The sequence below is a fragment of the Fibrobacter sp. UWT2 genome (assembly GCF_900142545.1).
GTDB lineage: Bacteria > Fibrobacterota > Fibrobacteria > Fibrobacterales > Fibrobacteraceae > Fibrobacter.
The window spans coordinates 22,323-46,727 of record NZ_FRBF01000006.1; the positions used below are offsets into that span (position 1 = coordinate 22,323).

The 24,405-nt window shown below is 47.8% G+C and carries 16 protein-coding genes; 15 read left to right on the forward strand and 1 reads right to left on the reverse strand.

Going from position 1 to position 24,405, the window contains the following annotated elements; all coding sequences use genetic code 11:
• The first annotated feature begins 66 nt into the window (after nt 1–66).
• From BUA40_RS05650 to BUA40_RS14535, 8 genes are all read left to right on the forward strand, one after another.
• Nucleotides 67–1,386, forward strand: coding sequence for a hypothetical protein (locus tag BUA40_RS05650; RefSeq protein WP_143149702.1), 1,320 nt, complete (start codon nt 67–69; stop codon nt 1,384–1,386).
• Between the two features lie 161 nt (nt 1,387–1,547).
• A complete protein-coding gene (locus BUA40_RS05655; RefSeq protein ID WP_255369222.1) occupies nt 1,548–3,728 on the forward strand; it encodes a TonB-dependent receptor in 2,181 nt (726 codons plus the stop codon).
• 198 nt (nt 3,729–3,926) lie between these two features.
• Nucleotides 3,927–4,151, forward strand: coding sequence for a DUF1490 domain-containing protein (locus BUA40_RS05660; RefSeq protein ID WP_072799370.1), 225 nt, complete (start codon nt 3,927–3,929; stop codon nt 4,149–4,151).
• A gap of 3 nt (nt 4,152–4,154) precedes the next feature.
• Complete coding sequence (locus tag BUA40_RS05665; RefSeq protein WP_072799372.1) at nt 4,155–6,236, forward strand: heavy metal translocating P-type ATPase; 2,082 nt, start codon at nt 4,155–4,157, stop codon at nt 6,234–6,236.
• A 354-nt stretch (nt 6,237–6,590) separates the two neighbouring features.
• Nucleotides 6,591–7,031, forward strand: a complete 441-nt coding sequence (locus BUA40_RS05670) for a metal-dependent transcriptional regulator (protein ID WP_072799375.1) — start codon at nt 6,591–6,593, stop codon at nt 7,029–7,031.
• 1 nt (nt 7,032) lies between these two features.
• Entirely contained in the window at nt 7,033–7,317 is a 285-nt protein-coding gene (locus tag BUA40_RS05675) for a FeoA family protein (protein WP_072799378.1), read from the forward strand.
• A complete protein-coding gene (feoB, locus tag BUA40_RS05680; RefSeq protein ID WP_143149703.1) occupies nt 7,317–9,956 on the forward strand; it encodes a ferrous iron transport protein B in 2,640 nt (879 codons plus the stop codon). The genes BUA40_RS05675 and feoB (BUA40_RS05680) overlap by 1 nt, the downstream gene beginning before the upstream one ends.
• Before the next feature lie 233 nt (nt 9,957–10,189).
• A complete protein-coding gene (locus BUA40_RS14535; RefSeq protein ID WP_083585299.1) occupies nt 10,190–11,581 on the forward strand; it encodes a hypothetical protein in 1,392 nt (463 codons plus the stop codon).
• A gap of 78 nt (nt 11,582–11,659) precedes the next feature.
• Here BUA40_RS14535 and rhuM read toward each other — a convergent pair whose 3' ends face one another.
• Entirely contained in the window at nt 11,660–12,598 is a 939-nt protein-coding gene (gene rhuM, locus BUA40_RS05690; protein WP_072799380.1) for a virulence RhuM family protein, read from the reverse strand.
• 674 nt (nt 12,599–13,272) lie between these two features.
• Between rhuM and BUA40_RS05695 the strand changes: the two genes are divergently transcribed.
• The 7 genes from BUA40_RS05695 (at nt 13,273) to feoB (BUA40_RS05725) (ending at nt 24,302) form a co-directional block, all read left to right on the forward strand.
• A complete protein-coding gene (locus tag BUA40_RS05695; protein WP_072799383.1) occupies nt 13,273–15,816 on the forward strand; it encodes a type I restriction-modification system subunit M in 2,544 nt (847 codons plus the stop codon).
• A 46-nt stretch (nt 15,817–15,862) separates the two neighbouring features.
• Complete coding sequence (locus tag BUA40_RS05700; protein ID WP_143149704.1) at nt 15,863–17,167, forward strand: restriction endonuclease subunit S; 1,305 nt, start codon at nt 15,863–15,865, stop codon at nt 17,165–17,167.
• 8 nt (nt 17,168–17,175) lie between these two features.
• Nucleotides 17,176–20,337 carry a type I restriction endonuclease subunit R, EcoR124 family gene (locus BUA40_RS05705; RefSeq protein WP_072799387.1) on the forward strand — a complete coding sequence of 1,054 codons (3,162 nt, stop codon included), beginning with the start codon at nt 17,176–17,178 and terminating at the stop codon, nt 20,335–20,337.
• A gap of 136 nt (nt 20,338–20,473) precedes the next feature.
• Nucleotides 20,474–21,064, forward strand: coding sequence for a hypothetical protein (locus BUA40_RS05710; protein WP_143149705.1), 591 nt, complete (start codon nt 20,474–20,476; stop codon nt 21,062–21,064).
• 240 nt (nt 21,065–21,304) lie between these two features.
• A complete protein-coding gene (locus tag BUA40_RS05715) occupies nt 21,305–21,724 on the forward strand; it encodes a metal-dependent transcriptional regulator (RefSeq protein WP_072799392.1) in 420 nt (139 codons plus the stop codon).
• Nucleotides 21,725–21,735: 11 nt separating this feature from the next.
• On the forward strand, nt 21,736–21,975 hold the full coding sequence (locus BUA40_RS05720; protein ID WP_072799394.1) for a FeoA family protein: 240 nt from the start codon (nt 21,736–21,738) through the stop codon (nt 21,973–21,975).
• Complete coding sequence (gene feoB, locus BUA40_RS05725) at nt 21,975–24,302, forward strand: Fe(2+) transporter permease subunit FeoB (RefSeq protein ID WP_072799396.1); 2,328 nt, start codon at nt 21,975–21,977, stop codon at nt 24,300–24,302. The genes BUA40_RS05720 and feoB (BUA40_RS05725) overlap by 1 nt, the downstream gene beginning before the upstream one ends.
• Nucleotides 24,303–24,405 lie beyond the last annotated feature (103 nt).

Genomic DNA, 24,405 nt, shown 5'->3' on the forward strand with positions numbered 1-24,405 from the left:
ATCATTTCTAAAATGCTCCGCGAAATTAACAACCGCGGTTTTTCCCGCACCATTTCAGGAGCTAATATGAAAAAAAGATTCTTGGCGGCGCTCATCGTGTCGCTCGGTATGCTGGTTGCTTGCGACGATTCCTCTTCGGCAAGCTCTGACAACGACAAGGAACTCTCTTCCTCTTCGACCGAAAAGTCCGGCAATAGCGAGGATAAGTCCAGTTCTTCGACTGAAAAGTCTAGCGATAGCAAGGACGCCTCTAGCAGTTCTAAGAAAGAAGAAAAGGGCGAATACAAGCGTGAATTCGCAACATCGATCGCTTCGGGCGAAACGATGTTCATTGGCACCATGTCTCTGGACCACACCGGTGATTTGGGCAAGGACTATATCGAAGTCGGCACCCGCGCAGGCGTCGTTTATTATGATGGATCTCTGTTCATTGCGGACCTTGACATCGGTTCCATTGCTCGCTACAGCCTCGATGACAATAACAAGATCGGTAAAAAGTCTGCTGAACTTACGCTCCCGGGCGTTTGGGTGAACCACATTTACTTTGTGAACGAAGAAAAGGCCTATTTGGGCGGCATGCTTGACTCGCTCCTTATCATTAATCCGAAGACCATGAAAACCTCCGGTGCAATTGATCTTTCCAAGTACAAGGGTGATGACGCTCTCGTGGTGAGCCCGGGTACTGGCGTGATTGTAGATGGTCGCCTCTATGTTGGCCTCTTGCAGAATGTGAGCGACTATGCAACTGGCAACAAGGCTCAGGTTGCTATCATTGACGTTGAGAAGGATTCTGTGATAGCCGTGGCTGAAGATGACCGCGTTGCAGCCGTGGGTTCGCTGGACGACTCTCAGAATCAGGCGTTCATTGTTGCTGATGGCTACATTTACTGCTACAGTAACGCCTCCTGGGGCTACGCTCCGGGCCAGGTTGACGGCTTCCTGCGCATCAAGGTGGGTGAAACCAAGTTCGATAAGGACTATGCTTGGCTCGTGACCAAGGAAGTCGCTATCGATGGTGTTACCAAGAAGGATAACTTCAAGTACCTGAGCCCCACTACTTATGCTAATGGTACTAAGGTTTATGCATTCTTGAACGTGATGGTGGACCTGCAGCAGGTTTGGACCGATATGGATAGCTACCACAATAACACTTGCAAGCCGGTGGAAATCGATCTTGCCAAGAAGACTATGAAGGCTCTGCCGATCGGCTATTCTTCTAGCTGGGCTAGCTACGGTAAGTACATTGATGAAGACGGTACCGTGATTTTTGCTGTGTCTACTGAAGAAGACGGCAATGCCTACTTCCGTTATGACCCGAAGACGGAAAAGGCCGAAAAGATTGCTACGGTGGAACCGATTCCGATGTGGATTGTGCCTCTCAAGTAAGAAAAATTCTCCATAAAACCTCAATATCCTCATAAACACAAACTTCCGTTCTTGCTCAGGCGAGAGCGGATTTTGCTTTATGAAAAGGAAAAAACTATTCGGGTTTTTAGCAGCCTATTTGGAGTAGAATTTTGAGCGAAAATTTGCTCAATTGCGCTGCGATGAAAAAGATGTTTATTTACAAAGCAACTACGCTTGCCCTTATATTTGCTACGGTTGGTGCGGTTTCGGTCCGTGCTCAAGATGATGAAATTACCTCGATAGACGATTTTCTAGAAGAAAAAAACGTCACGCAGCTAGATGAACTTTCGGTGGAATCTGAAATAGAAGCGGAACAGGCGAAGCAAGCTAAAAAAGCGGAGTCTGTGGCGACGATTGACGCAGCCGAAATGCAGAATACGAGCAAGACCGTTTCGAAGGCGGTCAATTCCGCTTCGGGCGTTAAGGTGCGCAAGTCCGGTGGCGTGGGCAGCGAAGGTAAAATCAACATTCGCGGCATGGAAGGCAAGAATATCAAGGTGCTCGTGAACGGTGTTCCTGTCGAAACACAGGGCAACTTGGGCCTTGACGATATTCCTATTGATCAAATTGCCGATATCGAAGTCTATAAGGGGTATGTTCCGGCACGTTTTGCAACGGATGGCGCAGGCGGTGCTATCAATATCATTACCAAGAAACGTCCTGCCAATTCGATTGACGCTTCTTACAGCCTTTCGAGTTTTAATACGCACAAGGCTTCTGTAACGGCGAGCCACTTGGTGGATAGTATTGTGGGTGGCGCAGGCTTGGAAGTGGGTGTGTCGGGGTATTTTAACCATTCCGACAACGATTACAAATTTACTTCGCCTTATATGAAAAGTTCTACGGGCAAAGACACGAGCATTGTTCGCGATCACGACCATTACACCTCTTACAATGTACAGGCTTTTGCAAACTTGATGAATGCTTGGTTTGACCAGGTTTCGCTGGGTGTAAGCTACGGTGCGTTTGAGAAGGAAATTCAGGGCGATGCAAACCGCATTGTGGAAGCGATGTCCGAAGGGTACAATTTTGGAGCGACATTCGGGCTTGACAAGAAGAATGTCTTTGTGAAAGACTTGAATTTTGGAAACCATTTTTCGTTCGGGTATGGCGAAAATAAAGTCGTTGATACGAGCCGAGTGCACTGCCGCAACTGGTATGCTTGCGATACGGCAAAGAAAAATGTGGGCGAACTTTCGTCAATGGGACTCCCGAAACTGAGGACTGTTCAGGCTTATGACTTCAACAATTTGTTGAATTTAGATTATCAGTTCATCAAGAATCAGTTTGTTTACTGGAATACTCTTTTCAGGTATCATAAGGAAGACCCTGAAGATGATGTGGGCTCTGAAATGGTGGGTTTCAATACGGCGGGTTTCCCGGGAAAGACAATTTCTGTGACGACGGGCCTTTCGCTTGAAGATAATTTCTTTGATTCTAGGTTGCAGAACTTACTTGGTTTCAAATTTCACTACTTGAAGGCTGAAATTTCTAACACATCGACGAGCTTGTTGCAGCAGGCTTCTGTAGAATCGAACGATTATACGGATTTCAGTTACGATGAAAGCTTGATGTTTAGAATTGTAAAGCCGCTTTCGGTCAAGGGCTCCTACCAGCATGCGGTGCGCTTGCCCACGCCTGACGAACTCTTTGGCGATGGAGTGCGCGTGAGTGCTGCGACAAACCTCAAACCCGAAGAAGCAGACAATTTTAACGTGGGCCTGTCTCTTGATTTGCAAGAAATCCCGTTGTTTGCGCGATTCCGATTTGACGGAGACGTATTCTATTCCTATTACAAGAACCGCATCCATTATATGGGAACTTCACAAATGTCGGTGCCGTACTTTAACATGGACCCGATTCGCGGCTGGGGCTACGAAGGCGACGTAAAACTCGATGTGAATGAATGGGTGCTGCTCGGGACGAACTGGACTTTCCAGGATTTGCGCAATATCGATTATAATGCAAAGCAGGGAATTCTAGAAGATGCAATCATCCCGAACATTCCTCGGTTCTTTATGAATTATATGGCCGAATTCCACATGGGTGATATACTCAACAAGAACGATTTTGTCAAGTTCTGGTGGGCTGCAAATTACACCGATGAATACTATTACGGCTGGAAAGTCAGTTCCCGCCAAAGCAGAAAAATCGATGCATCGTTCACGCAGGATTTAGGTATTGAATATTCCGTGTGGGAAAACAAACTCGCTTGGAGCTTTGAAGTCGATAACTTTATGGACGAAACCGTTTACGATAAGTATGGAGAATCTAAACCGGGACGCACTTTCGCGACTAAGATTAGATACAGTTTTAGGTAGTTCATTCTAACTAAGTTGTATCACTACTAACTAAGTTGCAAGTTGTCAACTAAATTTCAAATTTGCAACATTGTTAGTCGCTTGGAAAGCTTATGGGACTAAGGCTCTAAGTCTGTTTATTAGTTTGTATGTAAGTTGTTTTTTGTGAGAAAAAGAGATAGATTTATAGTGACAAACAATCAACAAAAGGAGTAAACTATGTCCGTATGGAAAAATGAAAAGTTCTGGTTGGTGATGGCTGGTGCTGTAGGCTCCGCTATTGCAAAGAAAATCCTCAAGGCTCCCAAAACTCGCGAATATGCCGTCAAGGGACTTGCTCAGGGCATGAAGTTCACTGCCGACGCTAAGGCCACCTTCCAAGACATGAAGGACGAAGCTGCCGACATCTGCAACGACGCAAAGAAAGAAGCAGAAGCGAAGTAATCCATGAAATTCAAGATTGTTTACGATCAGCCGGGGCGAATCCGCTTTCGGGCGGGGGCCTACGCATTTGAAAAAATGCATGAACCGCGCATCCACATGGCATGCGTGAGTGAACCTTATGTCCAGAAAGCGGTAGTCCATTCGGAAAACGGCGGTATTCTGCTGGAATACGAAGATGGCTATCGTGAACAGGTGATTGATTTCGTTCGAAATCTGAACATTGCAAATCTTCCGGAAATTGAACCCGATACCGAATATCAGCTGCAGGCTATTGATACTGATTTCAAGAATAAGCTCGCGTTCATGATTGCGCGGCGTTACTTGGCCAAGTTGTTTATTCCGGCTCCTATCCGCACGGTGCACCTGATTTACAGGGGCCTCAAGTTTGTGGCTAAGGGCTTGAATTGCCTTGGTGAAGGAAAGCTTTCTGTCGAGGTGTTAGATGGAGCCGCTATCGGAGCGAGCATCCTGCAGCGCAATTACGAATCGGCGGGAACCATTATGTTCTTGCTGAACGTAAGTAGCCTCTTGGAAGATTATACTAAGGCATGTACCCGCACAGCCCTTACTGCAAGCCTTGCCGTGAAGGTGGACAAGGTGTGGGTCGTTCGCGATGGCGTCGATGTTCAGGTGCGCATGCAGGATGTTCAGGTGGGCGACCTTGTGCGTGTGCGTTCCGGCAGCATGATTCCGGTGGATGGAACCGTTACCGAAGGCGACGCCTTTGTGAACGAAGCGACTATGACGGGCGAATCGCAGGCGGTTCATAAGACGGTCGGTAAGTCCGTTTTTGCGGGCACCATCGTAGATGAGGGCTCGATTGTCGTGTCGGTGCGTGCCGTGAGTGGCAATACTAAGATTCAGAAGATTATTGAGCTTATCGATCGCTCCGAAGACCTGAAGGCCTCTATCCAGAGCCGCGCCGAACGCCTTGCCGATGGAATTGTACCGTTCAGCTTTATCGGATTCGGGCTCACGCTCCTGTTTACGCGCAACATCACCAAGGCCGTCTCGATTCTGATGGTGGACTATTCTTGCGCCATCAAGCTTTCAACGCCAATTTCGGTGATTTCGGCACTGCGCGAGGCGGCCGACCGCAACATGACCTTGAAGGGCGGCAAGTACTTGGAAGAATTCGCGCTTGCAGGCACCATCGTTTTCGACAAGACGGGAACGCTCACCAAGGCGGAACCGAAACTCGAACGCGTGATTCCGTTCGGAAACCGCAGCGAAGAAGAAATTCTGCGCATTGCGGCCTGCATTGAGGAGCATTTCCCGCATAGCATGGCGCGCGCCATTGTGCGCGGGGCTGCCGAAAGGGGAATCGACCACGAAGAAGAACACGCTGACGTGAAGTACATTGTGGCACATGGAATTGCGACGACTCTCGACGGCGAACGCGCTATTATCGGTAGCAAGCATTTCGTAGTGGAAGACGAGAAAATTGCAGTGGGCGAGGCGGAACAGAAAAAGATTGATGAACTCGCCGGAGCCGCATCCGTGATTTACCTGGCCATTGGCGGGAACCTTGCGGGCGTGCTTTGCATTAGCGACCCTCCGCGTGACGAAGCCGCCGAAGCTATCCGCATGCTCCGTGAACGCGGAATCAAGCATGTGGCGATGATTACCGGCGATAGCCAGAAAGCTGCTGAACGTACAGCTCAACTTTTGGGCATTGACACCTTCTTTGCGCAGGTGCTGCCCGAAGACAAGCACCGCTATGTGGAAAAGATGAAGGCCGAAGGCCGCCGCGTGATTATGGTGGGCGACGGAATCAACGATGCGCCCGCCCTTGCCGCCGCGAATGTGTCGGTTGCTATGAGTGACGCCAGCGATATTGCCCGCGAAACGGCAGATGTGACGCTCCGCAGTGAAGATTTGCGCGATCTCGCCGAACTCCGTACGTTGAGTACGCTGCTTATGGAACGTATCCAGGCGAATTACCGCTTTATTGTGGCCTTCAACACGTCGTTACTGGCGGCAGGCTTCTTCGGTTTCTTGGCGCCCTCGACCTCGGCCTTGTTGCACAACCTCTCGACCATGGGAATCTGTGCCAAGAGTATGACCCCGCTAAAACCGGTGTAGGACCACAAAAAATCGGCGAAAATCGCCTAAATTAACGAAAAATGCCCCCGCTCAGAGCTACTTGAGCGGGGGCACCTTTATTCCCAAAGAGACACAAAAGAGGGAATTGGATTTTTTTGATTCAACCTAGCAAGCCCGAATCTGAATGCTATGGCAACAACCAGAGTTAGACTTGGCTAATTAAAAGTTAGATAAATCTAACTACAAAAACAAGGGCAAAATCGCGAAATAAATGTAAATTTTTTCTTATAATATTAGTTTTGTCTAAACAAATACGCTTTCGGTAATAATTTTAGCCTTGCCTAATTAGATTTATTAAACTATATTAGCCGCGTCTAAATAAGGCTGGTTAAAATGGACCATACAAAACTGACTCAAAGCTTAGAAGACTACTTGGAAATGGTGCACATGTTGCGCCTGGCGAACGGGCTTGCCCGTGTCAAGGATATTGCGGCGGCTCTCGGCGTGAAAATGCCGTCGGTTGCAAAGGCCATGGTGGAACTCAAGAAGATGGGCCTTGTGAGGCAGGAACCCTATAGCGGCGTGGAACTCACCGAAGAGGGCGAACGCGTTGCCGCAATGATTCTGAACCGTCATATTCTTCTGAAGGGATTCCTTATTAAGTTGGGCGTGTCCGAGGCGATTGCCGACAAGGATGCTTGCAGCATGGAACATATCCTTTCGGCGGAGACTCTTGGAAAGATTGAAGATTTTGTGAAGCCGACGGACGCGATTTCGTCGGCTAAAAAATTAAAACCCGCCGCGAAAAACGGCAAAAAAGCAGGTGAAAAGTAACATGAGCTGTAATTGTGGTTGCGGCGGAAAGTCGCAAACGAAAAAGTGGAGTACCGAGCCCAAGTTCTCGGAACTCAAAAAGGGCGACAAGGTGGAAATCGTCGGCTATAACGAAGGCGATTCTCGCTACAAGTCCAAGCTTCTTTCGATGGGGCTTGTGCGTGGCGTCCAGATCGAAGTCTTGCAAGCTGCCCCGCTCGGCGATCCGATCGAAGTGGCCGTGCTTTCTTATAGACTCTCGCTCCGTAAAGAAGAAGCGAACGTGCTCAAGCTGAGGAGGGTATAATGGCTGCTAGAAAACTTTTGACGATTGCTATTGCCGGTAACCCGAACTGCGGTAAGACGGCTCTCTTTAACGCCCTTACGGGTGCCCGTCAGCATGTGGGTAACTGGCCCGGCGTGACGGTCGAAAAGAAAGAAGGTTACTTTGAACTGGGCGACCGCCAGATTCGCCTGGTGGACCTTCCGGGTACTTACGCTCTGTTCGCAAATGCCGAAGACGAACGCGCTGCTGTCGATTACTTGCTTAGCCGCGAAGCAAGCTTGATCATCAACATCGTCGATGCCACGAACCTGGAACGTAACCTGTTCCTCACGAGTCAGCTTGCCGATATGCATATCCCGATGGTGATTGCCGTCAATATGATGGATATCGCCGAAAATCGTGGAATTCAGCTGGATCTCGATGAACTTTCTGACGTTTACGGCGTGCCGTGCATTCCGCTTTCCGCTGTGAGCGAAAAGAGCGTCACTAACTTTATCAGCCATATGGGCCATGTGCTGGCATCTCCGATGCCGCTCCCGAAACAGATGGTTTATGGTGACAAGATTGAAGAAACCGTTAAGGTCTTGGAACCGAAGGTGGCTCCGGTCGCAAAGCTCTTGGATGCGGACGCTCGTTGGGTTTCGCTCATGTATTTGGGCAACCAGAATAGTTATGCCGACAAGTTTGCCGAAGCTGGCGTAAAGATTAACAAGGCCGACGTTACAAAGATTCTTGGCGAAGAACCGGAATTTGCGATGGCCGAAAACCGCTATTCCATTTCGCACAGTGTGGCAGGCAAGGCAATTGTCGCTGCACGCGAGAAGAAGACCTTCTCGGATAAGCTTGATGCTGTGCTTTTGAACCGCTGGGCAGCTCTCCCGATTTTCTTGGTCATCATGTATCTGGTGTTCTGGATTGCAGTGACGATCGGTTCTGCGTTCATTGATTTCTTTGATGTACTGTTTGGTGCAATCTTTGTGGACGGCCTCGGCTACGTGCTCACGGACGTCTTCCATGCGCCGGGCTTTGTGTCCGCTATTCTCGCCGACGGTATCGGTGCCGGTATCCAGACGGTTTCGACCTTTATCCCGGTGATTTTCTTCATGTTCCTGTGCCTTTCCTTCTTGGAAGACTCGGGTTACATGGCCCGCGCGGCTTTCGTTGCAGACCGCTTCATGAGATTCCTTGGACTCCCGGGTCGCGCCTTCGTGCCGATGATGGTGGGTTTTGGTTGCGGTGTGCCGGGCATTATGGGCTCTCGCGTGTTGGAATCTAAGCGTGAACGTTTCCTCACCATTTTCTTGGTGCCGTTCATGAGCTGCGGCGCTCGCCTTCCGGTGTATGCGCTGTTTGCTGCAGCATTCTTTGGCAAGATGGCGGGCACGGTCGTGTTCCTGCTTTACCTCGCCGGCGTGCTGTTCGCCGTTGCCTACGGCCTCTTCTTGAAGAAGTCCCTGTTCCAGGGCCAGGCCAGCAACTTTGTGATGGAACTTCCGCCGTATCATTTGCCCAAGTTCAAGTCCCTGATGATTCACTGCTGGCAGCGCCTGCGCGACTACATCTGGCGCGCCGGTAAGGTGATTACGCTTGCCGTTGCAATACTTGGCTTCCTCAACAGCTTCGGCATTGTGGAGAAGGCTGTTGATGAAAATGCTCCGACCAATGAACCGGCAGGTTTTGAATTTACGGCTGGTAATGGTGATTCCGAAAATAGCTTGCTCTCTGTAATCGGTAAGGCCATTACGCCGGTGTTCGAACCGTTCGGAGTCGAAAAGGAAAACTGGCCGGCATCTGTGTCCCTGTTTACGGGCCTCTTGGCCAAGGAAGCTGTTATCGGTACCATGAACTCGCTGTATTCCATGGCGGGTGAAAATGCCGAAGCTCCTGCTGAAGAGCCGAAGGCTGAAGAACCTGCTGCAGAAGAAAAACCGCTTATCGCCGGTGTAGACGAATGCCCTGTCGAAGAAGAGGAAGAAGGTGGCGCTCCCGATATCAAGGGTGCCGTGCTCGAAGCTCTCGGCTCGATTCCGGCAAATCTCTCTGAAGTCATCGGCTCGCTTACCGACATTCTCGGAACCGCCGGTGAATTGGAAGGCCAGGAAGCTGCCGAACTCAAGAAAGAAACTCTCGACAAGATTACTGATGCCAAGGTGCTGACCTGCGAAGAATTCGCTGCCATCGCTACCTTCGGCGAAGAAGAAGAGGATGAAAAGACCCGCGAAGCCGTGTTCGAAAAGCTCGCTGCTGCTGGCATCACGCTCGACGAAGACGAAATGGGCGCTCTCGAAGAAGGCGACCTTTCCGAAACCGCCGACATCTACGCTAACCTCCGCTCTTACTTCCACAACCCGGATAAGAACGGTAACCCGGTGGATGGCTTTAACTGGCAGGTGTTCGCATTCCTCATCTTTATCTTGCTCTATGTGCCTTGCCTTGCTGCAATGGGTGTCGTAGCCCGTGAAATCGGCCTCGGCCTTGCTATCCTCATGGCTACGGTTCAGACGATTCTTGCTTGGGCTGTGGCGGTTCTCCTCTATCAGGTGCCGGTTGGAGGCGATACCAAGTGGATCGTCGCTGCCATCGTGGCGCTGGTGGGTACGGGAATCTTCCTCAAGCTCTTCGGCATGAAAGCCAACAAGGAAAAGAGATTCGAAGACTAATCTTTTAGAATCAAGAACTATTAAGGGCTGGTAGGCCCAAAACCTGCCGGCCCTTAATTAAAAAACTTGAATTAGATTAGTCTAATTTTTGAAACTAAACTAAAACATCTTGGCACGCATTTTGCAACAATAGCACACAGAAGGCGATAGCCAAGCGTTTTTGTTGCACTATTTGTAAAAAACCTGACGGAGTGTTACAAAAACAGAAAATCAATCCGTCAAGGGAGAGAAAAATGAAGAACCGTTTGACGTCTAATCTTGTGTTCGGCCTTGCAGCCGCTTCCTTCTTCGCCGTATCGGCTTTTGCTCAGGAAGCTGCCCCCGCTGCTGCCGAAGCACCCGCTGCAGCCCCTGCTGCTGAAGCTCCTGCCGCAGCCCCCGCTGAACAGGCTGCTCCTGCCCCTGCACAGGAAGCCCCTGCCGCCGCTCCGGCACAGGAAACTCCTGTCGCTGCCGCTCCTGCCGAAGAAAAAACCGCTGAATCCGCTCCTGCCGAAAACACTAACCCGGGCGAAGTCGCTGACGCCGCCGGTAACGCTCTCGGCATGCTCAAGGCTAGCATGAACGAAGGCACTTCGGAAGCCCAGATGGAAGTCAAGTACAATGGCGAAGTGGAATTTGATGCTTACACAGGCAATGTCTGGGCGGAAGATGACCTGAACCACAGCTATGCTTCTACCTTCGACCTGAATTTTGAAGTCAAGTTCAACGAAAAGTGGTCTGCGTTCGTGGGCCTCGAAGCCGATGGCGAAACCACTGATCCGGGTGCCATTTACAATGGTGCTTACGTTCAGTACCAGCCGGCTGATTTCTTCGCCGTCAAGCTGGGTGATCTGACCTTCTCGGAAGGTGCATTCGTTGCCTACTATGACTACGACGATCCTGCCGACAATGCTGCTGGTATGAAGGAACACGATATCCGCGGTTTTGAAATCGACTTGGCAGGCTTTATTCTCGGCTTTGGCTTTGGCCGTGGCGATAACGACTGGGCCGATGAAGAAGGTGCCAAGGTTTATGATGTCCACGCCGCTTACGAATTCGACTACGCCGGTCAGCACTTGCGTCCGTATGTGGACTATAAGAGCTTCCAGACCGCTCAGCATAACGAACTCCATGCCGGTGTCGAAGCGGGCCTCTCTCTCGGTGGTTTCGGCTTCAGGGCTGTGTATGGCTTCCATGCTGACTACCTGATGGACGATGGCGATGTCGTGGAAGATCAGGACTGGACTTCTACTGCCCACGCCTTCTTGGTTGAACCGACTTTCGAAGTGGGTATGTTTGATATCAAGACGACTGCCTTCTACGCCCTCATCAACAGAGGTGATGCTGCCGAGGATGCTAGCGACCTTGATAACGGCGAAATCCCGGAATACTTCTTCCTGTACGCCGAACCGGCCTTCAAGTTTGCTGAATTCATCAAGGTTGGCATTCCTGTAGAATACCACACGCACACTTTGGATGATGATGACGATACCGCTGCTACGTTCGATGTCGGTGCCCGCGTCTACATCACTCCGGTCGAAAACCTGGAAATCACGGCCTTCGGCATGGTGGATGTTGCCGTGCAGGATAACGAAGACGACAATGCTCTGCGTTTCGGCCTTGAAACGGTGTACAGCTTCTAATTACCTCGCATAATGCGCAAAAAGGGGACTGTGGCGTTTTGCCGCGGTCCTTTTTTTCTGTGAAGGGGAATGGCTGGCTTATTTTCCCTTCATACTTGCCTGAATTTTGGCAATAACCTCCTCCGGTGTCACAAAATTCAAAACGCTAAAAGCCGTCATTTCATTACCCATGTCCTTGAACGAGGCACCAAAATGATAAACGGTATCATCTATTAGCAGGAATCGGTCATGGATGGTGCGCATAGTTTTTAGTTCCAAGCCGGGATATTGCCTGTTGTGCATGTCCTTGGCTGCCTTAAATTCAGGTGTGATATGTGCGGAATATATGATTGCCTTAACATCTTTCGCACGCATCGCGGCAAATTTCAAAACCTCGATATTTGCATACGGATCGATAAACACCACGGACTGTTTCGCAGATTTCACTAAATCCGCAATCAGTACAAGCCCGTCAAACCGAGTCCCTGTTGCAAGAATGCCTCCTGTGGGTGTTTGGGCGGCTTTGACAAAGAAATCAATATGTTTTTCAACGGTCGAAAGACGATTGTCCACATTTTCGAGTTTCGTCCCCTGTTTTTCAATTAATTGCCGTTGTTCCTGAAACTGATTGGCGATCTGCATTCCAGTCGCAACCATTCGTTGATTTACGGCATAACCCTTGAGCATGTAGTCCTTCAGGACTTTATTTGCCCACTGACGAAAACGTGTCCCAGCGATGGACTTGACCCGATATCCCACGGATATAATAACATCAAGGTTGTAAAGGATTGTGTTGTAAGTTTGATCGGCATCAACACCCATATGTGCAAAATTTGCACATGTGATATCCTTTGACAATTCTCCTTCCTTATAGATATTTTTGATATGCCTTCCGATAACGGTTCTGTCTTTTTGAAACAAATCTGCCATCTGGACCTGCGATAGCCATACTGATTCCCGTTCCATACGCACCTCCAGCCGGACTTCACCTTCCGGCTGATAGAGTACGATTTCACCTTTTTCTTCGGTTTCTTTCATTTTTTACCTCTAGTTAAACAAAAAAAAGCCGGCCTTTGGATATACTAAAATCCCAACAATTGTTGGGGATATACCAAAAGGCCGACTTATTCGTCAGTCATGGCTTGCAGACGGAATTCCGCTGCCAGTGCCTGTCAGGGGATAATATACAAAAATTTTTAGATAAAAGGGGAATTACTTCCCCTCGCTACAGCCCCGGCCCCTCCCTGGTGTCATGCCCGACTTGGTCGGGCATCTCCTATTAAACCCGCCTTAGTCGGGTCTTCTGCTACCCCTTCTGCGGGCCCTCAGACGCCGGCCCGCAACGCCCCGGCTTGACCGGGGATCTCCTTTCCATGCGTCATTCCGGGCTTGACCCGGAATCTAGCTCAACTTTTTTACTACTATTTCCCCATGACATAGCCCCATTCCTCACGGTTTGGGGCGACCGGAAATTTTGAGATTCGTCTCTTATTCTCGCTCTGAAACTACCACTTTCTAATGACTCGAGAGTAAGACGAACGCTCACGTCCCATCTGGGGCGTGGGTCGTTTGTGCTTATTGAGTCAAGGGTGTGGTAGCCCGCAGAGCGATAGGCACGCTAAGCGACTCCACGCCTTTTTTTTGTAGAAAAAGAGCTTCGGTTCGCTGAAGGCTTCCGAATAGGGGTGATTCTCGCCCTATAAGGAATAGCGATGAACAAGCAACAGCTGGCGGCGAAGATTTGGGAATCTGCGAACAAGATGCGTTCAAAGATTGAAGCGAACGAATACAAGGATTACATCCTTGGTTTCATCTTCTACAAGTTCCTTTCGGATAAAGAGGTCAAGTATCTTAAGGGTCTTGGTTACACCGACGCTGACTTGGATACTGTTACCGAAGATGACGAAGAAATCGTCAAGAATGTCCAGCAGAACATCGGCTATTTCATCTCGTACGAGAACCTGTTTTCGACTTGGCTCAAGTTGAAAAGTGACTTCAACGTGTCGAACGTTCGCGATGCGCTTTCTGCTTTCAGCCGCCTTATCAATCCCTCGCACAAAAAAGTCTTTGACAAGGTGTTCGATACCTTGCAGACGGGGCTTTCCAAGCTGGGCGATACTTCCAACACGCAGACAAAGTCTATCAGCGACTTGCTCCATCTTATCAAGGATATTCCGATGGATGGCAAGCAGGACTACGATGTGTTGGGCTTTATCTATGAATACCTGATTTCGAATTTTGCGGCAAATGCGGGCAAGAAGGCGGGCGAATTTTACACGCCGCACGAGGTCTCGCTTTTGATGTCGGAAGTTGTTGCCGATCACCTGAAATCCCGGAAAGAGATAAAAATATATGACCCCACATCGGGTTCCGGTTCCTTGCTAATCAATATTGGCCAGGCAGTCGCGAAGCACATGGGCAAGAGCGACAAAATCAAGTATTACGCACAAGAGCTTAAGGAAAATACGTATAACCTTACTCGAATGAATTTGGTGATGCGTGGAATTCTGCCCGACAACATCGTGACTCGAAACGGTGATACGCTCGAAGAGGACTGGCCCTATTTTGACGAGAACGATCCGAAGGGTTCTTACGAACCGCTTTATGTCGATGCTGTCGTATCGAATCCGCCTTATTCGCAGAATTGGAACCCCGCTGATAAAGATGCCGACCCTAGATACGCCCGCTTTGGACTCGCTCCCAAGAGCAAGGCGGATTACGCCTTCTTGCTGCATGACTTGTTCCATATCAAGAGTGACGGAATCATGACGATTGTGCTTCCGCATGGCGTTCTTTTCCGCGGTGGTGAAGAGGGCGAAATTAGAAAGAACCTGATTGAAAGTAACCATGTCGATGCGATTATCGGGCTCCCCGCAAACATCTTCTTTGGAACGGGCATTCCCACGATTATCATGGTCCTGAAACAAAAGCGGGAACGCACGGATGTCTTGATTGTTGACGCGTCTAAAGGCTTCGAAAAGGTTGGCAAGAACAACAAGTTACGGGCTTCCGATATCAAGAAGATTGTGGATTCCGTGACAAAGCGTCTGGATGTCCCCAAGTTTTCAAGAGTGGTATCGCGTGACGAAATCCGCGAGAACGACTACAACTTGAATATCCCGCGCTATGTGGATTCGTCTGAAAAGACGGAAAGCTGGGATATTTACGCATCGATGTTCGGTGGCATTCCCGATAAAGAAATTGCCGACCTTGCGGAATACTGGGATGCGTTCCCGAATTTGAAGAGCGAAATTTTAGCGCCAATCAATAGCGGTTATTGGAAAATCAAGGCGACCGATGTCAAGTCTGCTGTAAAGAATTCTGCTGACGTGCTGGCATTTACCAAAAAGTATGCAACCGCTTTCAAGGGCTTTGACAAGTACCTGAATGGCGAATTAAACGGCTCGACGAACATTTCCAAGGAAGAATCGGTTTTGAGTGAGAATATTTTCGCTCGACTGAAAAATATTCCTTTGGTAAACGCATACGAAGCTTATCAGATTCTGGACAATGAATGGCTTAAAATAGCCGTTGATCTTGAAATTATCCAGACGGAAGGCTTTGCGGCGGTCAAGCAAGTGGATCCGAACATGGTTGTCAAGAAAAAGGACAACAAGGAATATGAAGTTCAAGATGGCTGGGTAGGCCATGTGCTGCCTTTTGATTTGGTGCAGTCCAAACTGTTGTCGGCAGAACATGCTTCGCTGAAGGCTGATGAAGAACGCCTTGCCGAAATTGTTTCGGGTTACGAAGAATCGTTGGACCTGCTGCCAGAAGACGAAAAGGAAAAGCCTTTTGTGAATGATGACAAGGATGCCTTTGTCTGGGCCGAGGTGAAAAAGACCATTAAGTCGGGAGACCTGGAGCCTGAAATATTGCAAATTCTCAAGAAGGTGCAAGACGATAACGGCGAAGAAAAGAAACTGAAAAAGCAGATTAAGGAAAAAGGCGAGCAGTTGATTCTTGCGACCAAGAAGGCGATTGAAGAATTGACGGATGAGCAAGCAAATGAATTGCTGTACGAAAAGTGGGTGGTGCCACTGGTAAATGGTGTGGCGAAATTGCCTGAAAAAGTGGTTGATGTTTTCGCTTCAAAACTTGAAAAGCTGGCTGAAAAATACAACACCACATTTGCAGAAGTTGAAGAACAGATTGTGCAGACAGAAACGGAACTTTCTGCAATGTTGGATGAGCTGACTGGCGATAAATTCGACAAGAAGGGCATTGCCGAATTCAAGAAACTGTTGGGTGTGTAATAACGGTGTCATCCTGAGCGGAGTCGAAGGATCTAGGGCAATTACAATGAAAACTATAGAACAAAAGGCAAAGAAAGTTCCGACAATACGATTCGCTGGTTTTGAAGACGGGTGGGTGAATAAGATATTTAGAGAATCTTTTACCTATTTACAAAATAACACTCTTTCGAGAGCTGAATTAAATAGTGAAAGCGGATTAGCGAAAAATATTCATTATGGAGATGTTCTTGTAAAATTTGGCGAATGTATAGATGTGGCTGAAGAAAAAATTCCTTTTGTTTCCGATGCATTTGTTGTTGATAAATTCAAAAATTCTTTTTTGCAAGACGGAGACATAGTTATTGCTGATACAGCAGAAGATGAAACCGTTGGCAAATGTACGGAAATGCAAGGGGTAAATGATGCAATCCTTCTTTCCGGTTTGCATACGATTCCGAGTAGACCAAAAGAAAAATATGGCTCAAAGTTTTTAGGATATTATTTGAATTCTTCTGCATATCGTAAGCAATTACTTCCTTTAATGCAGGGTGTAAAAGTTTTGTCTATTTCAAAATCAGCTCTACAAGAAACGAATTTGGTCATACCAAAAGATAATCAGGAACAGCAAAAAATAGGTTCGTTCTTTTCGAATATTGATTCTCTTATTTTGTTAGAACAAAAGAAATACGACAAGTTGATGCAAGTCAAAAAATCAATGCTCGAGAAAATGTTCCCCAAAGAAGGTGCGACCGTTCCTGAAATCCGCTTCGCCGGCTTCTCTGGCGATTGGGTTTGGAAAGAACTAGATGATATTATTGTTAGGATTGCAACAGGGCTGAACCCACGAGATAATTTTAAACTTAATTCAGGCGGTTCAAATTATTATGTTACAATAAAGAATTTTGAACATGGTCATTTATATTTGGATGAAAAATGTGATAGAATAGATGATTGCGCTTTACAACTTATTCAAGCACGAAGTGATCTTCAAAAAGATGATCTTCTTTTTTCTAGCATAGGACGCATTGGAGATTGCTATTTAATAAAAAATAACCCTCAAAATTGGAATATCAATGAATCAGTTTTTACGCTTCGCCCTAATAAAGCGATTGCTGCTTCTAATTATTTATTCCATGTTGTTCATTGTGATATTGTTCTTTCTCAGATTTTAGATAGTGTAACGGGAAGTACTTTTAAAAGTATAAAAATAGGAGATTTGAAAAAAGCTCTTATCCCAATACCCTGCAAAGAGGAACAAATTCAAATTGCAAATTATTTAGATAATCTCGATTCCCTCATTTCCCTCCAGCAACGCAAACTGGAAAAACTCAAGAACATCAAGAAATCATTGCTAGAGAAAATGTTTGTGTAGGGGTCAATATGGTTTTCAACAAAGAAATTGACTTTGAACATGCGCTCATTGAATTGCTGACGCATTACGGCTGGAAATCGGAGATTATCAAGAATCCGACCGAAAAAGACCTACTCCAAAATTGGGCAAACATTCTGTTCGAAAATAATCGCGGCATAGACCGCCTTAATGATTATCCGCTCACAGACGGCGAGATGCAGCAGATTATCGAACAAATCAATAACCTGAAAACGCCCTTGCTCTTAAACGGCTTTATTAACGGTGGCAGTGTCGCCATTACGCGAGACAATCCTGATGATGCCGCCCATTTTGGCAAAGAAGTTTCTTTGAAAATCTATGACCGTCTTGAAATTCAAGGTGGTCAAAGCCGCTATCAAATCGCGGAACAACCCAAGTTCCCGACAAAATCGAAAATTCTCAATGACCGTCGCGGCGACCTGATGCTCCTTGTCAACGGAATGCCTGTCGTCCATATAGAACTCAAAAAGAGTGGTGTTCCTGTAAGCCAGGCAGCCTATCAAATCGAAAAATATGCGAACGAGGGAATTTTTTCAGGGCTATTTGCGCTGGTGCAAATCTTTGTCGCCATGAATCCTGACGAAACATTGTATTTCGCGAATCCCGGCCCCGAAGGGAAATTCAATCCCGACTTCTATTTTCATTGGGCGGATTTCAACAACGAGCCCATCAATGACTGGAAAGATATTGCATCTTCATTGCTTTCTATTCCGATGGTTCATTGGATGGTTGGTTTTTACACCGTTGCCGACGGCTCCGATGGCATATTGAAAGTCATGCGCAGCTATCAATATTATGCTGCAAGAGAAATTTCTACCAAGGTGAAAAGTATCAAGTGGGAAGGAGACGACCAGCTTGGCGGCTACATTTGGCACACGACCGGTTCCGGCAAAACAATGACATCGTTCAAGTCGGCACAGCTCATCGCAACTTCGAAAGATGCTGACAAGGTTGTTTTCTTGATGGACCGAATTGAACTCGGAACGCAGTCGCTCAAGGAATACCGCAACTTTGCGGGGGCTGGGCTTTCGGAACAGCAAAAGGCAAATACTGTCCAAGAAACCGAAGATACGGTGGTGCTTATCGGAAAACTCAAGAGCGATAATCCCGCCGATACGCTGATAGTGACGTCCATTCAAAAAATGAGCAATGTCAGCGAAGATTTCAAAAAACTGAAAGCGACTGACTTGGCGGTTATCACTTCAAAGCGGATTGTCTTTATCGTTGACGAATGTCACCGCTCTGTTTTCGGAGATATGCTGTTGACCATCAAGCACACTTTCCCGAAAGCGATATTCTTCGGATTTACAGGAACGCCCATTCAAGACGAAAACCAGGTTCAAAAGAATACGACGGCAACCGTATTTGGCAATGAACTCCATCGCTACAGCATTGCAGATGGCATCCGCGATGGAAACGTTCTCGGCTTTGACCCTTATAAGGTATTGACCTTTGCTGACGATGATTTACGAACTCAAGTGGCTTTGGAACAGGCGAAGGCAAAAACAGTAGAAGAGGCTTTTGCAAACTCTGCAAAGAAAAAGAAATTTTTGGAATTCAAGAATAAAGTTCCAATGGCCGGGCATTATGAAAGTGACGGTTCCTATACAAAGGGAATTGAGGATTATGTCCCGCTCGTTCAATACAGAACTGAAGTTCATCAATCTAAAGTTGTCGAAGACATCCTGAAAAATTGGTTTGTCCTTTCGCAGAATGGTAAATTCCACGCCATTTTTGCTACCAGTAGTATTCCCGAAGCCTTGGAATATTACAAGCGGATTAAAGCAGTAAAACCCGATTTGAAGGTAACCGCCCTTTTTGATCCGAGTATCGATAATGAGGATGGTGCAACAATCAAGGAAAACGGCCTGAAGGAATTGATTGAAGATTATAATGAGCGTTATAATCAAAAGTTCACGATTCCCACTTGGGCGAAAATGAAAAAGGATATCGCCGCAAGGCTTGCGCACAAGAAGCCTTACGAACGGATAGAACGTGAGCCTGAAAAACAAATAGATTTGTTGATTGTCGTCAACCAAATGCTGACAGGATTTGATTCCAAATGGATAAACACTTTGTACTTGGATAAAATTCTTGAATACGCCAATGTGATTCAGGCATTCTCCCGCACGAATAGGTTGTTCGGAAAAGACGAAAAACCGTTCGGAACAATCAAGTATTACAGAAAACCGCATACCATGGAAAAGAATATCGAGGCTGCGGTAAAATTGTATTCCGGCAACAAACCCCTGGGCCTTTTTGCACAAAGATTGGGGAAGAACTTGTTGTTGATGAACTCTTTCTTCGCCCAAATTAAAGACTTGTTTGAACTAGCGGGAATACCGAATTTTGAAAAGCTTCCTGAAGATCCTGCCGAAAGGAAGAAATTCGCAAGCCTTTTCAAGGAATTTAACGACTACTTGGCTGCCGCAAGAATTCAAGGTTTTACTTGGGACAAATTGACATATAAGGTTGAAGTAGACAATTCTGGCAAAAAGCAGGAAATAACGCTCGCGTTAAACGAGACGACATATTTGATTTTTGCTATGCGTTACAAGGAATTGTTTAGCGGAAAAAGTGGCTCTGGTAGCGACGACGTCCCTTATGATATCGACGGCTATTTAACTACGATTGATACCGGCAAAATCGATTCAGATTATATGAATTCCCGATTTGAAAAATTTTTCAAGTTGCTGCAAACTAAAGGTGTTGATGCGGATGATTTGGAAAAAGCCGAAGCCGAATTGCATAAGACTTTCGCCACGCTCACACAAGAAGAACAGAAATATGCGGACATGTTCTTGCACGACATCCAAAGTGGCGATGTGAAACCGGAAAAAGGTAAGACGCTACGGGATTACATCACGGATTATATGGGCAAAGCTCACGACGATAAAATCCATCGTTTTGCTAAAACATTTGGATTTGATGAAAAAATGCTCCGTGTCTTGATGTCCCAGGATGTTAACGCGGCAAACATCAACGAATACGGTCGATTAGACGCGCTGAAAAATTCTGTCAAGGATACCAGTGCGGCAGCCCGCTATTTTGAAAATACCAGCGGTCGAAAATTATCAATCCCCAAAGTTAAAATCAAACTCGACGATTATCTCCGAAAATTCATCCTCGAGGGCGGATTTGATTTGGAGTAGATGCTAAATGTATTTTAGAACGGTTTTTATCGCCGTTTCAGAATTTGTACAATTCTGGATTGAAGCAATAGTTGTTCAGTGTTTGTTGTTTTTGTGTAATAGGAGTTTAATATTCTCTTTACTGTTAGGAGTTGCTATGAAAAAAAGTCCTCTTTCCGTATTTATTATTCGTTTATTCCCTTTTTGGGGAATAGCAGTTATGATTGTAGTTGCTAAGTATTGCGATACAGAAGGTGCTGTTATAAATTGTGGAGTGGCGCTTGCAACATTTTATGCAGCTTTGGTTGCCTTATGGAAAGATGAATACAAGGAGTATTCTCAACGTCCTATTTTGACAATTGGGTTATCCGACAGATTTACAAATGTAAACGGACAAATTTGGCGTAGATTGGAGGTCAGCAATATAGGACGAGGTCTCGCAAAAAACGTTTCAATAAAGATTTCTTGTGATGATCCGCAATTTGTTCCAATAAGATTGGTTTGGACTCATATAGAATTGCCGCTACAAAATATTGAACCGAATGATTGTGCTTTATGTGATATAGCTCGATTTCATGAGCAGGGCTTTTGTTTGCAAACGGAAGTTGATCCTGGTAATTCTTATACATCATTTGGCTTGGAAAGCAAAAATTTTAAATTGACAATTAGTGCGGACAATTTTCCCAAAGTTGAAAAAGAGTTGAAAGTGAAATTTGTTGATGGAAAGTTTTTATGGGAATTGCGTTAGGGATAGTTACCCGAAGGGCCGAGACTACAGGCTCGGCGAGCGTAGCGAGTATAGCCCGACCCGGCGAGGGACGAGCCGGGAAACGCCCCCTTCGTAATGCAGTTGTCAAGGATTTCTTGACAACTGTTGCAAAAATACCCCCATTTCCCGCAGTTTAGCCTTTACTAATTAGCCGAGGCTTTCTAAATTTAGCTATGACTAATATATAAGGTGTGTTTTTCATCTAATCGGAGCCGTCCTATGGAACAAGTAAAGTTAAGCCAGAGCCTTGAAGACTACTTGGAAATGGTGCACATGCTGCGCCTTGCAAACGGGATTGCCCGTGTCCGCGACATTGCAGCGGCGCTCAAGGTCAAGATGCCGTCGGTGGCGAAGGCGGTAATCGAACTCAAGAAGCTCGGCCTTGTGACGCAGGAGCCTTACAGCGGCATCGAACTCACGTCGGAAGGTGCGCTTGTGGCGTCCCAGATTTTGAACCGTCACATTCTGCTGAAGAGTTTCTTGATCAAGCTCGGCGTGTCCGAGGCGATTGCCGACAAGGACGCCTGCTGCATGGAGCACATTCTTTCGGCGGAGACTCTCGAAAAAATCGAGGAGTTTGTGAACACGCCCAGTGAACCGTCGAAAAAGTCGAAGACCGCTAAATCTACGAAAAAGTAAATCGTTGGTGTATGAATAACGAACCGAAGTTTTCGGAACTTAAAAAAGGCGACAAGGCCGAAATTATTGGATACAACACGGGTGATTCTCAGTACAAGTCCAAACTTTTGTCGATGGGGCTTGTGCGCGGCGTGGTGCTGCAGGTTTTGCAGGTGGCACCGCTCGGCGACCCGGTCGAGGTGAGCGTGCTTTCGTACAGGCTTTCGCTCCGTAAACAAGAGGCTAACGTACTCAAGTTGAGGAGAGTCTGATGCCTATCGAGAAAGAAGTTTTCACGATTGCGATTGCAGGCAACCCGAACTGCGGAAAGACCGCTCTGTTCAACTCGTTGACCGGCTCAAACCAAATTGTGGGCAACTGGCCGGGCGTGACTGTCGAAAAAAAGGAAGGCCAGTTTAAGCTCGACAACCACACGATTCGCGTGGTGGACTTGCCGGGTATCTACGCGCTGTTTGCAAACTCCGAAGACGAGCGTGCTGCTCTCGATTACCTGCTCAAGGGCGAAGCGGATTTGGTCGTGAACATTCTGGATGCCACGAACCTGGAGCGCAACCTGTTCCTCACGAGCCAGCTGATGGAAAAGGGCGTGCCGATGGTCTTGGCGGTGAACATGATGGATATCGCGGCGAGTCGCGGCATCCATGTGGACCTGCACAAGCTCGAAGAAATCCTCGGCGTGACGGCGATTGGCCTCACGGCGGTTTCGCCCAAGAGTTGCGAAGGCTTCGTGAACGATTTGCACAAACTGCTGCATAACAGCCGCGAGCTTCCGCTCCCGAAGGCGGTCAAGCATTCCGAAGTCCTGGAAAAGCTGATTGAAGAAATTGCGGTGCCGCTCAAGCCCGTAGCCGACAAACTAGGGGCAAGCCCGCGCTGGACGGCGGTGCAGTATCTGGAGCATAGCGGACGAGTGCTGGAACTTGCCGACGAACTCGGTGTCGAAATCCCGCACGACAAGATTGAAGAAGACTTGGGCGAAGAGGTGGAATTTGCATTGGCCGATTCCCGCTATTCCTATGCCCGCGATATCGCCAAGGCGGTGATTCGCGACAACACCAACAAGCGCACACGAACGGACAAACTCGACAAGCTCTTCTTGAACCGCATCTTGGGAATCCCGCTTTTCCTCATTGCCATGTATCTGGTGTTCTGGTTTGCGGTGAAGATCGGCAGCGCGTTTATCGATTTCTTCGACATTTTGTTCGGTGGAATTTTCGTGGACGGCATGACGGAACTGTTGACGAAGATTGGCGCTCCGGGCGTTGTCGTGGCGCTGTTGGCGAACGGCATCGGTACGGGCATCCAGACGGTATCGACGTTCATTCCGGTCATCTTCTTCATGTTCCTTTGCCTTTCGTTCCTTGAAGATTCCGGCTATATGTCGCGTGCGGCGTTTGTGGCGGATCGCTTTATGCGGTTCCTCGGGCTCCCGGGAAAGGCTTTCGTGCCGATGATTGTGGGCTTTGGCTGCTCGGTGCCTGCGCTCATGGGCACGCGTACGCTCGAAAACAAGCGTGAAAGGTTCCTTACTTTGTTCCTGGTGCCGTTCATGAGCTGCGGCGCTCGCCTCCCGGTGTATGCGCTGTTTGGCGCGGCGTTCTTCGGCGAAAGCGCAGGGACGCTCGTGTTCGGAATTTACTTGACGGGCATCGTTATTGCGTTGATTTATGGCCTGCTTTTGCGCCATACGCTTTTCATGGGCAAGGAATCGACGTTTATCATGGAACTGCCGCCATACCATCTGCCCAAGGTGCGTAACCTTTTCCGCCACGCATGGCTCCGCCTCAAAGAATTCGTTTTCCGCGCGGGTAAGGTCGTGCTCATTATGGTGACGGTGCTCGGCTTTATGGGTTCCGTCGGTACTGACGGTAGTTTCGGTAACGACAACAACGAAAAGTCGGTGCTGAGTGCCGTGGGTACGGTGATTACGCCGGTGTTTGAACCTTTCGGAGTCGAACGCGACAACTGGCCCGCTTCGGTGGCTCTTTTTACGGGGCTCTTCGCAAAAGAGGCGATTGTCGGAACGCTCAATTCGTTGTACGCCATCGAGGGTACGGGCGACGCTAACGCTACTAACGTTGCTGAAAAAGCGGGGGAGGCTGCCGCTGCCGAAACCGCTGCGGACGAAGGCTTTAGCCTGAAATCTACGGTAAAAGAAGCTCTCGTAAGCATCCCCGCGAACTTAGTGGAAGTCTTTACCTCCATTGCGAACCCGCTGGGAGTCAAGGCTGCGATTGAAGAATCCGAAGGTGCTGGAAACGAAGGCGCGTACAAGACCATGCAGGCGCATTTCAACCTGGGGCGTTTCCAGGTGTTGGCATACTTACTATTTATATTGCTCTACGTGCCGTGTCTTGCTGCCATGGGAACCGCCTTCCGTGAACTCGGGCGCTTCTACGGAACGCTCATGATGGTGTTTCAGACGGTTATCGGCTGGAGTCTCTCGGTGCTGTTCTTCCAGGTGACCTGCGGACATTCCATCGCGCTGATTGTGACCTCGGTGGTGCTCCTCGCCGGTGTGGTCGTGAGCCTCATTTTGATCGGTCGCGATCAACGCAAGAAGAAAGTGTTTGAATGACGCCCTTTTTCGCTCGATTTGCGTCTGATTTAAGGGTATTTACGGAATTTGTAAAAACGCTGTAATTCTTTACAATTTTTGAAATCAAAAATTTAGCCTAATT